The organism is Agrobacterium sp. AGB01 (genome assembly GCF_014851585.1).
Classification (GTDB): Bacteria; Pseudomonadota; Alphaproteobacteria; order Rhizobiales; family Rhizobiaceae; genus Agrobacterium.
This window is the reverse complement of the sequence record NZ_JACVAB010000001.1, coordinates 183,013-195,842: the sequence shown is the minus strand read 5'-3', so window position 1 is coordinate 195,842 and position 12,830 is coordinate 183,013. Positions and strand designations below refer to the sequence as shown.

The following is a 12,830-nucleotide window of genomic DNA, read 5'->3' as shown; positions in this document are numbered from 1 at the left end:
CTGTTCCCCGCTCAGCTGTAGTGAATGCGCTTCTCGAGGAAGCGGAACTGGATGATTGTGAGAGCAAACACCACGAGCATCAAAATGACGGACTGGGCGGACGAACCACCGATATCGTTACCACGGAAACCATCCATGAAGACCTTGTAGACAAGGGTAATGGGGTTATTGGCAGCCTTGTCCTTCACCATCACGTCAATGATCGCGAACGTGTCGAACAGCGCATAGGTGATGTTGATGATCAAAAGGAAGAAGGCGGTTGGGGTCAGCAATGGCAGGATAACCGTCCAGAACCGGCGGAAACCCGAACGGCAATCGATGGCAGCTGCTTCACGAACAGATACGGGTACGCCCTGCAGGCCCGACAGGAAGAAGATGAAGTTGTAGGGGATCTGCTTCCACACAGCGACGGTAACCATCGCAAATGCCGTATCGAAGTAGTTCAACCCGACCTTCATGTCCCAGCCAAACCAAGAGGCAAGTTTTACAAAGGGACCGATGTGCTGGTCAAAGAACATCATGCCGATCAGGCCCGCCACCGGCGGTGCGATCGCGTAAACCGAGATCAGCAAGGTCTTGTAGGCGGAACTGCCACGGATGATCTTGTCGGCCTTGATCGCCAGAAGAAGGCCCAGCGATAACGAAAACAGTGTGACAAGTGCCGTGAAGATTACGGTAAACTTGGCAATATTGCCGTATTCCGAACTGGAAACGGCGTCGGTGTAATTGTCGAAACCGACAAAGGTCGAACCGAAACCGAACGGGTCTTCAATATAGAATGAAGACTGAACCGCCTGCACGGACGGCCAGTAGAAGAAGATAAAAATAACCGCCAGCTGCGGCGCAAGAAACAGATAGGGAAGAAACGACGAGGAAAACTGCACCCGTTTCATGCCAGCCGGTTCGGCCAAAACAGCCGGCTTGTTCGCCCTGGTGATAAATCCGGGAAGAAACCGGATGCGGCGAGGTTGAGAGGATGTGTAAGCCACGCTCGTTGCTCCTGAAGCAATTCCGGCAAACCGCATGGCGGACAACCTCTAGAATTGCGCAATAGGGGTAATCGCTGAATGGACCTCCCTTCCACAAGGGAAAGGAGGCCCAGTTTACATTCGACTATCGGGGATAGCTGATATCAGCCAGCCGTCTTGGCGAAACGTGCGAGAAGCTCGTTGCCTTCCTTTTCGATGGTTTCAAACGCCTGCTTCACAGTCGTTTCGCCAGCGAAAATGCGGTTGTATTCGCGTTCCATGATCGAACGGATCTGTGGGTAGAAACCGAGACGGTAACCCTTGGACCAGTCGCCACCCTTGAGCATCAGCTGCTTGATGCCAACTTCAGCAACAGGCTGCTTTTCGTAGTAGCCTTCAGACTTCGTCAGCTCGTAAGCAGCATTGGTGATGGCAACATAACCGGTTGCTTCATGGTAGAACTTCTGGATTTCCGGCGATGTCAGGAACTGGAAGAAGTCAGCAGAGCACTTGTTTTCTGCTTCAGGCTTGCCAGCCATCGCAAACAGGGCTGCACCACCGATGAAGGTGTTGGTGCCAGCGCCTTCAACCGACTTCCAGTAAGGCAGGAAATCAGCCGAGAATGGCATGGTTGCAGTCTTCTGCAGACCACCGAACGAACCGGAAGAACCGATCCACATAGCAACCTTGCCCTCTTCGAAAGGCTTCTGGTTGTCGGCCCAGCCAGCGCCGTAATAGGCGTAGTAACCGTTGTCAGCCCAGGACTTCAGCTTCTCGAACATGTTGATCAGGTTCGGGTCGGTGAGGTTCATCTTGGTGTCAACAACGCTGTCGTAACCATTGTTGTTGGTTGCGAACTGCAGGTTATGACGCGAGAAGAAGTTTTCGGTGAACTGCCAGGTCAGCTGCGAGGCGGTCAGCGCGGTGTAACCGGCTTCTTTCAGCTTCGGTGCAACAGTTTCGAATTCTTCCCAGGTCTTTGGCACTTCAACGCCAGCCTTTTTGAAGGCTTCGGTGTTGATGTACATGATCGGAGCGGAAGAGTTGAACGGCATGCCGACGAACTTGCCTTCGGAATCCGCGTAGAAATAACGTACGCCCTGGATGAAGGCTTCGCGGTCGAACTTGTAACCGGCGTTGTTGATCAGGTCTTCAGCAGGAATAACTGCGCCCTTGGCGTTGATGATGGTGGCGGCGCCAGCGTCAAAAACCTGAAGGATGTTTGGCTGTTCGCCCGAACGGAATGCTGCGATACCGCTGGCGAGAGCTTCTTCATAAGTGCCCTTGGAAACCGGGGTCAGCGCACAGTCGGCCTGCGATGCGTTGAACTTCTGCGAAATCTCGTTGATGACTTCGCCGTTACGACCACCCATGCCGTGCCACCAAGTGATGTTGGTTGCCGCCATGGAAGACGTTGCCGAAACGCTGATGGCCAGTGCGGCCATGGAAAACTTTTTGAGCATTACTCGATCCTCTCCACCAGTTGATTGGGGTGAGCATGCGAATAGTGACGTTCCATGACGCCACTTTAACAGTTACATGTCAGATTTGTTACAGTTGTGCATGGTGCTGATTGCACGTCGTTATTAGAGCACGCCGTTATGCCGATAAATCACTCCGCAGACGCAAATATTGCTGAACCGTTGGCAATTGATGCACGCTGAACAAAAAGCAGAAGTTGAGTTCAGCACTCCCGCCCCTGCCATAGGCGCGACGCTAACCCTTCCCGATGGCTGAAACGCCTTAGAAAGCGTCGCGGAAATGCCGGGGCCATGACCATGGCAGGATGGCGACAATATCAAACCGCAGCGACAGTTGGCCTGTGCCGCGCATGCGGGCGAGCCAGACATCGGCGGCCGCGCGGATACGCCGTTGCGATTCAAAACTGACCGCATCCACAGCCGTCTTTTCGGCCTTGCGCGCCTTGACCTCAACCATCGCCACCAGTTCACCCTTGCGGGCGATTATATCGATTTCACCGAGCGGCGTGCGATAACGCAGCGCCAGAATGCGGTACCCCTTGAGGACAAGGTAAAGGGCGGCGAGATATTCCGCCAGATGGCCGCGCCGGTGCGCCCTTTTTCGTTTCTTTAGCCGGCCTTCAACCGCCATTGGCATTCTTCATGTCGAGCAGTCGCTGATAAAGCTCCTTGCGGGGCAGGCCCGTAAGCCTTGACGCTTCGGCCGCAGCCTTTGCGGTCGGCATGGTGGAGGCCAGATCCTTCAACAGATCCTCTACATCCTCAATGTCAGGCACTTCGTCAAAGGACGGAGGCTCAATCAACAGCACGATCTCGCCCTTGACCACCCGGTCCTCATTGTACCACTCGGCCAATTCACCTAGCGTTCCGCGACGAAACTCCTCGAATGTCTTGGTCAGTTCACGACACACCACGGCACGACGGTTCTCACCAAGGACTTCAGACGCCACCTTGATGGTGGCACCGATACGATGTGGCGATTCAAAAAAGATCAATGTTGCCGGCGTCTTGGCTAGTTCCGAAAAGCGGTCGCGCTTGCCCTTATCTTTGACCGGCAGAAACCCTGCGAAGAGAAACGCGTCGCTTGGCATGCCTGAACCGACAAGTGCAGTAAGCGGGGCTGACGCGCCAGGAATGGGCACCACACGGTAACCGGCCTCCAGCGCCTGCTGGCCAAGACGATAACCGGGGTCGGATACCAACGGTGTGCCTGCATCGGAAACTAGAGCAACGGATTTTCCGGCTTCAAGCGCTGCCAGCAATTTTGGCCCCGCTTCATTGGCATTGTGCTCATGGTAAGAAAACGGCCGGTTGCGAATGCCGTAACGGTCCAGCAGGATGCGGGTGACGCGGGTATCCTCGCAGGCCAGTACATCAACCGAGGCCAGGGTCTCGAGAGCCCGCAGAGTGATATCACCGAGATTGCCGATCGGAGTGGCGACAAGGTACAGCGCCACATCCAGCGGGCGGGACGGCACTGTCACGCCACCAACCAGATATCCCTTCACGCCACCTGATGGCGTGCCGCTCGTTTCATTATCCGTCACTCTTATTTCCGATCATTATCCGCATCTTTCCTGCCTTTATGGTAAAGAGACGATGCCTGAACAAGGGCACCAAGGTGTTTTTGGCTGTGGATCATGTTGTATAGCACCAAAATGGAGCGCGCCGTACGCATTCGCCTCTTGCATTTTTCGGTATATCTCTGCCATTTTGCCCGTCCCACAGTTTCTGGTTCAGCCAGACATGCATACAATTGTCGATCCGGGTTTCCGGTTCGCGCGGTCGAAAGCGGTAGTGTCCATGCGTATTACTCTTGAGCGTTCCAACCTTCTGAAATCGCTAAACCACGTCCACAGGGTGGTGGAGCGCCGGAATACGATTCCGATCCTGTCGAACGTATTGCTGCGCGCCTCCGGTGCGAGCCTCGACATGAAGGCAACTGACCTTGACCTCGAGATAACAGAAGCAACACCGGCCATGGTCGAGCAGGCCGGCGCAACAACCGTACCAGCGCACCTGCTGTACGAAATCGTGCGCAAGCTGCCTGACGGTTCCGAGGTTCTGTTGGCAACCAATCCGGACGGGTCCTCGATGACGGTTACTTCCGGCCGTTCGAAGTTTTCGCTGCAGTGCCTACCGGAGACAGACTTTCCTGATCTGACAGCTGGCACGTTCAGCCATACATTCAAGCTGAAGGCGAGCGATCTGAAAATGCTGATCGATCGCACCCAGTTCGCCATCTCGACGGAAGAAACCCGTTATTACCTGAACGGAATTTTCTTCCACACGATTGAAAGCGACAACGACCTCAAGCTGCGCGCTGTCGCAACAGATGGCCACCGTCTGGCACGCGCCGATGTCGAGGCACCATCCGGCTCGGAAGGCATGCCGGGCATCATCATTCCACGCAAGACCGTGGGTGAGTTGCAAAAGCTGGTCGACAACCCTGAACTGATCGTGACGGTGGAAGTTTCCGACGCCAAGATCCGTCTGACCATCGGTTCGATTGTCATGACATCCAAGCTGATCGACGGCACTTTCCCGGATTACCAGCGCGTCATCCCGACCGGTAACGACAAGGAAATGCGCGTTGCCTGCCAGAGCTTTGCCCAGGCCGTTGACCGCGTATCGACCATTTCTTCCGAGCGTGGTCGTGCGGTGAAGCTGGCAATCACCAGTGGTCAGCTGACGCTTACCGTCAATAATCCGGATTCCGGCAGCGCGACTGAAGAAGTCGCGATCGACTACGACAACGACTCGATGGAAATCGGCTTCAACGCAAAGTACCTGCTCGATATCACCTCGCAGCTGTCAGGCGACGACGCTATTTTCCTGCTGGCCGACGCGGGTTCGCCGACGCTGGTGCGCGACACTGCCGCCGATGATGCTCTTTACGTCCTGATGCCGATGCGCGTGTAACACAGCCGGCTCAACATATTGTCATATCTGTTAAAAACGCCGGAGGGTCACCCCTTCGGCGTTTTTCATTCAATGCGATTTAAAGCGTCCTGACATGTTGCAATCGAAGCCTTGAGCGTCAGGCCATCAGGTTATCGCCTGTCGTTATCAAAACACCGTGGCGTTCTTCGGCACGATAAGCTGCAGAAAGAAAATATCTGCAAAGAACCCAATTGCGACATTTTGCCTTGTTTTTGCGGCAAACGAGCGCAACATAACCGCAGACAATGACTGTCGCCGTCAAACGGAGAGGGAACAAATGGGTTTAAGCCTAAAGGAACGTTTCGGGAGAAAATTTGAAGAGGAAATTCGCTTCTTCAAGGGAATGGTCAGCCAGCCAAAGGCAGTTGGCGCAATCGTTCCAACCTCCTCCGTCACCGCACGCAAGATGGCAAGCGTCATCACTCCGCAGTCAGGTCTTCCCGTTCTCGAGCTTGGTCCTGGTACCGGCGTTATCACCAAGGCCATTCTGGCCCGTGGCATCAAACCGGAAAACCTGACAGCAATCGAGTTTTCGACCGATTTCTATAATCAGCTTCTGCGTCATTACCCCGGCGTTAATTTTATCAATGGCGACGCGTTTGATCTGGAAAAGACGCTTGGCGACCAGAAAGACCAGATTTTTGACAGCATCATTTCAGCGGTGCCACTGCTGAACTTCCCGATGTCGGCCCGCACCAACCTCCTGGAACAGCTGCTGGACCGCGTTCCGGTTGGCCGTCCTGTCATCCAGATTTCCTACGGCCCGGTTTCGCCGATCATTGCACAGCCATCGCGCTACCATATCCGGCATTTCGACTTCATTGTCCGCAACATTCCGCCGGCACAGTTGTGGTGTTACACCCGCAGCTGAACCAGCAGACTTCGCCAAGAGCCTTTTCAGTGAACATGAAAAGGCTCTGACAATATATGGGGTCCGTTTTTTCTTGCGGAACAGCCCATCTCATGCGACTTGGACGCGACCAAAGCATATTGCGTTTCATCACATCGGTGCAACGCAGCGCCGCGCGTCTTTGCGCGGAATGCTTTCAACGAACGGGGAGCCGAGATGACCGCACGCGATCGCCTGATCGTCGGACTTGATATTCCGACAGTAAAAGAAGCCGAAACAATCGTCAGCCAGCTTGGCGATGACGTTCTGTTCTACAAGGTAGGTTATCAGCTGGCCTTTGCTGGCGGGCTTGAATTTGCCCGTGATCTTGTCCAGAGCGGCAAGAAGGTTTTCCTCGATATGAAGTTGCTGGATATCGATAACACGGTTGCATCAGGGGTCGAGAACATTGCCAAGATGGGCGTTTCCATGCTGACGCTTCACGCCTACCCCAAGGCAATGCGAGCGGCCGTCAAGGCTGCGCAGGGCTCCGACCTCTGCCTGCTGGGCGTTACCGTGTTGACCTCCATGGACAATGACGACCTCATCGAAGCCGGCTACAGCGGCGACGCCCGCTCACTTGTTCTGCTGCGGGCCAGACAGGCCCGCGAAGCTGGCATGGGCGGTATTGTGTGCTCTGCCGAAGAATCAAGCGCCGTTCGCGAGGTTCTTGGACCAGATATGGCCGTCGTTACCCCGGGCATTCGCCCGGCCGGTGCCGATCACGGAGATCAGAAACGTGTGATGACACCTCTTGATGCCATCCGCGCCGGTTCGAGCCATCTTGTGGTTGCCCGCCCGATCGTGAAAGCTGCTGACCCGAAAGCCGCTGCACGCGCTATTCTCGCTGAAATGCAGAGTGCACTTTAAAGGAGTTGAACTGATGGCCAAGGCTTACTGGATTGCCCGCATCGATGTGCACGACACCGACCGTTACAAGGACTATGTTTCGACCGCCAAACCTGCCTTTGAGCGGTTCGGCGCCGTGTTTCTGGCCCGCGGAGGTGAGTTTAGCGAACTTGAAGGCAAAGCACGCCAGCGTAATGTGGTAATCGAATTCCCTTCGAGACAGGCGGCCGTCGATTGTTTCAACTCCCCTGAGTACCAGGAAGCCCTGAAAATTCGTCAGGAAGTTTCCGATGCAGAGTTGGTTGTTGTCGAGGGAATTTGACGCAAAACAAGTGGGAATGGAGAACCATTCATCAAAGGGTAATCCTTGATGCTGTTCTCTCTTCACCTGCTGCCCGCTTTCAGCTAAGAGACCATTAAAACCTCAGTAATTCCGTTCGCAGGAGCCTGTCATGACCTTGGCAAACCTTCCCCCTCTCGTCACCGTATTCGGCGGTTCGGGCTTTATCGGGCGTCATGTAGTCCGGACGCTGGCAAAGCGCGGTTACCGCATTCGCGTTGCTGTCCGCCGTCCTGATCTTGCCGGCTTCTTGCAACCACTCGGCAATGTTGGCCAGATTTCCTTCGCCCAGGCCAATCTTCGTTACCGCCAGTCGATCGACAAGGCTGTCGAGGATGCCGATTACGTGGTCAACTGCGTTGGCCTGCTGCTTGAAAACGGCCGCAACACATTTGACGCTGTGCAGGAATTTGGTGCTCGCGCAATTGCCGAAGCCAGCCGCGCCGCCGGTGCCAAGCTGACCCATATCTCGGCAATTGGTGCCGATGCCAACTCAGCATCGTCCTATGCCCGCACCAAGGGTCGTGCAGAAGCTGCCGTACAGAGCATTCTGCCAGACGCGGTTATCCTGCGTCCTTCCGTCGTATTCGGCAATGAAGACGAATTCTTCAACAAGTTTGCCCGCATGGCGCAGACCATGCCGTTCCTGCCGTTGATTGGCGGCGGCAAGACGAAGTTCCAGCCTGTTTATGTTGAAGATGTTGCAGAAGCTGTTGCAAAGTCCGTTGATGGCGCCTTGAAGCCTGGCGCAATCTACGAACTCGGCGGTCAGGAAGTCATGACATTCCGTGACTGTCTTGAGGCAGTTCTGGCTGCCACCTATCGTGAGCGCCCGTTCGTATCGCTGCCATTCCCGATCGCTTCGCTGATCGGCAAGATTTCCTCGATGGTTCCACTGATCAAGCCGGCTCTTACCGCTGATCAGGTTACACTGTTGAAGAAGGACAATGTCGTTTCCGAAAGCGCGGAGAAGAATGGCCTGACACTTGCTGCCATGGGCATTACCCCTGTTCGTGTCTCGTCCGTTTTGCCGACATACATGGTGCATTATCGCGCCCACGGCCAGTTCGCCAAAACTGGAAAAGCCGCCTGAGGGCGGGGTTCAAAATTTTAAAACATCTACAATCGCCCGGGAACTATTTCCGGGCGATTGTCGTTTTGGCCAACAATCGTCAGATACGAAAGCGTGGCACAAGCGCAACGCTGAATAAGACTTTGCATTAACCGAGCATTCAGCAAGCTGTACTATTGATAATGGGCGGTGGGACACATATACCCCAGCCTCGCATCCCCAAGATGGACGACCCGTCATGTGGGCAATATCATTTGAAAGGCATATATAATGGGCAGGTCTATCGCACTGTTTTTTGCGTGTGCGGCATTGGTAGTTCTGGCAGGTTCTTTCATGGCGCCGGGTACTGTGGCCGCCGGAAAGAGTGAATGCGCCCCGGCTTACGGTGTGGATCCCTGCGCAACCGGTGCAATCCACTAAATCGCATCTGATTTTTAGGTTTGACGACCGGCGCGGTATTTTCATCGTTGACGCCATTTTGAGCCTTTCCCGTTTTAATGAAACAGGAAAGGCTTTTGAATTTCTGGTGTCCAGCGGGCCAGACATGATCTTCACATCCAGCCCGGTTTTGTTCTCAAAATTTAGCCAAGCGTCAGAAGAGCGATCAGACCTATGATGCCGATCAGGATGCGCCACCAAGCGAAGACGGCGAAACCGCGCTTCGACACGAAATCGAGCAGCGAACGCACCACAAAAAGACCGGACACGAAGGCCGCAATAAAGCCAACGGCGATAAGCGCACCATCGTCGAAGCTCAGTGCGTCGCGGTTCTTGTAGAGATCAAGTGTGAAGGCGCCGAGCATGGTCGGCATGGCCAGGAAGAAAGAAAATTCTGCTGCAGAGCGTTTGTCAGTCCCCATCAACAACGAACCAACGATGGTGGCACCGGAACGCGACGTTCCGGGAATCATCGCCAGGCACTGGAAGAAACCGATCTTGAGGGCCAGTGACGGCGAGTAGTCCATGACGTCGGTATATTTCGGCGTCAGCGTCATGCGATCAACGGCCAGCAGGATAACGCCGCCGATGATCAGCACGACACAGATCAGCATCGGCGTTTCAAATAGCACTTGCTTGATGAAATCATGGGCAAAGGCACCGATGATGGCAGCTGGCAGAAAAGCCAGCAGGACCGCCAGAACAAAGCGGCGAGCCTTGGCACTTGTCGGTAGAGCCATGGCAATCGACAGCAGTTTCTGGAAATAAACCAGCAGGATGGCCAGGATCGCACCGAGCTGGATCAAAACTGCGAATGTATTGCCTGGAGACTTGAAACCGAGGAAATGTCCGGCAAGCAGCACATGTGCGGTAGACGAAACCGGAATAAACTCCGTCAAACCTTCTACGATACCAAGCAGCAACGCGCTGATGATAGATTGGTCCGCCATGTGCAATCCTTTTATATGCCGTGGAGAATGTGGATGATGGTCTCTTGGGTTTAAACTTGTTTTGAACTAGCTAAGCTCTTATAGCTTTTGCCACAGGCGCATATTTGCAGCACTGCAGCACGAGCCTTTCACAAATCACCAATCTCTAAATTCGAGCATCAATGCCTACTCTTTATCATTCACCGATGTCTACTGCATCCCGGTTTGTACGTCTTATTCTGTCAGAATACGGCTTTCAGTGCGATTTGGTGGAGGAGCAGCCGTGGGAGAAGCGTAGGGAATTTCTGGCGCTCAACCCGGCCGGCACGCTGCCGGTGTATGTTGATGATAATATGAGAGCGCTTTGCGGCCCGAATGTGCTTGCCGAGTTTCTGGACGAAACCCACGGTGTGCTGAAAAGAGATCGTCGTCTGCTGGCCGAAGATCCGTTCCAACGCGCCGAAATTCGCCGCTTGACCGAATGGTTCCTGCAAAAGATGGAAAATGACGTCACCCGCCCCCTGGTACGGGAACGTGTCTATAAACTGCAGATGACCGCCGCACAGGGCGGTGGGGCCCCGGATTCCAAACTGCTGCGCACCGCACGCGCCAACATTCGCCAGCATATGCGTTATCTCGAGTGGCTGTCCGGCTCACGGACCTGGCTTGCCGGTGATCGTCTGAGTTATGCCGACCTTGCGGCAGCAGCCGGTGTTTCCGTGCTGGATTATCTGGGAGAGATCGACTGGCTCGAATCCCCCATTACCAAGGAATGGTATCAAAGGCTGAAGTCCCGGCCGTCCTTCCGCCCGATGCTCGGGGAACGGATCCGTGGCCTTGCACCTTCTTCACACTATGCGGACCTCGATTTCTGACCCGGTGACACAAACAGCGCCCTTAAATGACCGCGACAGCCAACGCCGCGCGAAGCTGACGGCTTTTGTGCGCTCGGAGGCAGCAGCGGTCGGGTTCGATCTCTGTCGCATCACCGCCCCTGACAGCATTCCGCAGGCGCCAGCACGGCTCAGAGATTTTCTGGAGGCCGATTACCACGGCACCATGAGCTGGATGGCGGAGACGGAAGAACGACGTGCCGACCCGCGTGTCCTCTGGGAAAGTGTGCGCTCCATCGTCATGTTCGGCATGAATTATGGCCCGGACGAAGACCCGCGTTATCTGCTGGACAAACCGGATAAGGCTGCAATTTCGGTTTACGCCCGCAACCGCGACTATCACGACCTTATCAAGGGCCGGCTCAAAGAGGTCGCAACGCGCTTTGCTGCCCGTGCTGGTGAAGATGTGAAGGTGTTTGTCGACACCGCACCCGTCATGGAAAAGCCGCTGGCGATGGCAGCCGGTGTCGGCTGGCAGGGCAAACACACCAATATCGTCAGCCGCACGCATGGTTCCTGGCTGTTTCTCGGCAGCCTGTTCACCACGGCCGAACTGGATTTTGACGGGCCGGAGCGTGATCACTGCGGGTCTTGCAGCTCCTGCGTCGATGCCTGCCCGACCGACGCCTTTCCCGCGCCCTACAAGCTGGATGCCCGCCGCTGCATCTCCTACCTGACGATTGAGCACAAGGGCATCATCGACCCACATTTCCGTCCACTGATCGGCAACCGTATCTATGGCTGCGATGACTGTCTTGCGGCCTGTCCGTGGAACAAGTTTGCGCAAAGTGCATCAGAAATGAAGCTGAAGGCGCGTGACGACCTGAACGAACCATCGATCGCCTTTTTGCTGACGCTGGATGATCCGACCTTTCGCACTTTCTTTAGTGGGTCTCCGGTCAAACGTGTCGGTCGCAACCGTTTTATTCGCAATGTGCTGATTGCCGCTGGCAATTCCGGTGACGCTACATTTGTCGACCGATGTCTTGATCTCGTGAACGATCCCTCGCCTGACGTGCGCGGCATGGCCGTTTGGGCCTTGTCGCGACTGATGGACAAACAGGCGTTCCACTCTTACGCTGCAACACGTGGTTCGGAAGATGATCCGGACGTGCTTGAAGAATGGCGACTGGCAGGAGCATAAGACTATAATGCATGCGATGATTTTGGGAGCCGGATATTCCGGCAAGGCGATAGCGACCAACCTTCAACCCCATGTCTCGCAAATTTCAGGCACAACACGCACAGCCGACAAGGCCGATCCGCTTGCAAAAAATGGAATAAAGCCCTTTATTTTCAACGGTGAAGAGCTGAATGATACGCTACGTGAAACGTTTGCAAGCGTAACTCACCTAATACAATCCATCGGACCGAACGACGCTGGTGATCCGCTGTTGCGCCTGATCGGCAACGCACCGATGCAAAGCCTGATGCCGAAACTGGAATGGGTAAGCTATCTGTCAACAGTCGGCGTTTATGGCGACCATGGCGGTGAATGGGTGGATGAAGGAACAGCCTGCCGTCCGGTCTCGGTTCGCTCAGTCCAAAGAGTGGCGGCAGAGGACGCATGGATGGCGCAGGCCAAAACCTCCGGCCTGCCACTCTCGATCTTGCGGCTTTCCGGCATTTACGGTCCGGGTCGTAATGCATTTCGAAACCTGGAAAACGGAACGGCACGCCGGCTGGTCAAAAAGGATCAGGTCTTCAATCGCATTCGGGTGGAGGACATCGGTGCGGCATGTGCATTCCTTTTTGCCCGGAAGGCTGACGGTATCTTCAATGTGACCGATAGCGAGCCCTGCCCGCCGCAGGATGTTGTGACCTACGCTGCTCGACTGATGGGGCTTGAGCCACCTCCAGAGCAGGATTTCGAAACCGCTGAACTCTCCGCGATGGCCCGCTCCTTCTACGGCGAAAACAAACGCGTCTCCAATCGTCGTATCCAACATATGGGCTTTGAATTTCGCTACCCGGAGTACCGGATGTCGTTAGTGCAAATGTGGGACGACAAGGTCTGGCAGGGGTAAG

General features: G+C 55.0%; 13 protein-coding genes. 8 read left to right on the top strand and 5 right to left on the bottom strand.

Translation table 11 applies throughout. The features are described 5' to 3' along the window. Positions 1-11 precede the first annotated feature (11 nt). The 4 genes from IB237_RS00915 to rsmI all read right to left on the bottom strand — a co-directional run bounded on the left by IB237_RS00915 (position 12) and on the right by rsmI (position 3,957). Positions 12-989 carry an ABC transporter permease subunit gene (locus tag IB237_RS00915; RefSeq protein WP_371815213.1) on the bottom strand — a complete coding sequence of 326 codons (978 nt, stop codon included), beginning with the start codon at positions 987-989 and terminating at the stop codon, positions 12-14. 143 nt (positions 990-1,132) lie between these two features. Beyond that, positions 1,133-2,431 (bottom strand): extracellular solute-binding protein, encoded by a 1,299-nt coding sequence (locus tag IB237_RS00910; RefSeq protein ID WP_192486743.1) that lies wholly within the window; start codon positions 2,429-2,431, stop codon positions 1,133-1,135. A gap of 280 nt (positions 2,432-2,711) precedes the next feature. Further along, the gene (locus IB237_RS00905) at positions 2,712-3,080 is read right to left on the bottom strand and encodes a YraN family protein (protein WP_192486742.1); all 369 of its coding nucleotides are present in this window, start codon (positions 3,078-3,080) and stop codon (positions 2,712-2,714) included. Continuing rightward, a complete protein-coding gene (gene rsmI, locus IB237_RS00900) occupies positions 3,070-3,957 on the bottom strand; it encodes a 16S rRNA (cytidine(1402)-2'-O)-methyltransferase (RefSeq protein ID WP_371815246.1) in 888 nt (295 codons plus the stop codon). The genes IB237_RS00905 and rsmI overlap by 11 nt, the downstream gene beginning before the upstream one ends. A 295-nt stretch (positions 3,958-4,252) precedes the next feature. Here rsmI and dnaN point away from each other — a divergent pair, with 295 nt between their 5' ends. From dnaN to IB237_RS00875, 5 genes are all read left to right on the top strand, one after another. Beyond that, a complete protein-coding gene (gene dnaN, locus IB237_RS00895; RefSeq protein WP_192486741.1) occupies positions 4,253-5,371 on the top strand; it encodes a DNA polymerase III subunit beta in 1,119 nt (372 codons plus the stop codon). A gap of 298 nt (positions 5,372-5,669) precedes the next feature. Further along, positions 5,670-6,263 (top strand): phospholipid N-methyltransferase PmtA, encoded by a 594-nt coding sequence (pmtA, locus tag IB237_RS00890; protein ID WP_192486740.1) that lies wholly within the window; start codon positions 5,670-5,672, stop codon positions 6,261-6,263. A gap of 195 nt (positions 6,264-6,458) precedes the next feature. Then, positions 6,459-7,151 carry an orotidine-5'-phosphate decarboxylase gene (gene pyrF / locus IB237_RS00885; RefSeq protein WP_192486739.1) on the top strand — a complete coding sequence of 231 codons (693 nt, stop codon included), beginning with the start codon at positions 6,459-6,461 and terminating at the stop codon, positions 7,149-7,151. 13 nt (positions 7,152-7,164) lie between these two features. Next, complete coding sequence (locus IB237_RS00880) at positions 7,165-7,452, top strand: DUF1330 domain-containing protein (RefSeq protein ID WP_192486738.1); 288 nt, start codon at positions 7,165-7,167, stop codon at positions 7,450-7,452. A 130-nt stretch (positions 7,453-7,582) separates the two neighbouring features. Next, entirely contained in the window at positions 7,583-8,563 is a 981-nt protein-coding gene (locus IB237_RS00875) for a complex I NDUFA9 subunit family protein (RefSeq protein ID WP_192486737.1), read from the top strand. Positions 8,564-9,123: 560 nt separating this feature from the next. Here the strand turns inward: IB237_RS00875 and IB237_RS00870 are convergent. Then, positions 9,124-9,930 carry an undecaprenyl-diphosphate phosphatase gene (locus IB237_RS00870; RefSeq protein WP_192486736.1) on the bottom strand — a complete coding sequence of 269 codons (807 nt, stop codon included), beginning with the start codon at positions 9,928-9,930 and terminating at the stop codon, positions 9,124-9,126. A gap of 161 nt (positions 9,931-10,091) precedes the next feature. On the opposite strand from IB237_RS00870, the gene IB237_RS00865 reads away from it, so the two are divergent. The 3 genes from IB237_RS00865 to IB237_RS00855 are packed head-to-tail and all read left to right on the top strand — an operon-like array spanning position 10,092 to position 12,829. Further along, positions 10,092-10,784: a glutathione S-transferase family protein gene (locus tag IB237_RS00865; RefSeq protein ID WP_192486735.1), complete on the top strand. Its 693-nt coding sequence runs from the start codon at positions 10,092-10,094 to the stop codon at positions 10,782-10,784. After that, positions 10,765-11,946: a tRNA epoxyqueuosine(34) reductase QueG gene (gene queG, locus IB237_RS00860; RefSeq protein ID WP_192487805.1), complete on the top strand. Its 1,182-nt coding sequence runs from the start codon at positions 10,765-10,767 to the stop codon at positions 11,944-11,946. The genes IB237_RS00865 and queG overlap by 20 nt, the downstream gene beginning before the upstream one ends. Before the next feature lie 7 nt (positions 11,947-11,953). After that, a complete protein-coding gene (locus IB237_RS00855; RefSeq protein WP_192486734.1) occupies positions 11,954-12,829 on the top strand; it encodes an SDR family oxidoreductase in 876 nt (291 codons plus the stop codon). Position 12,830 lies beyond the last annotated feature (1 nt).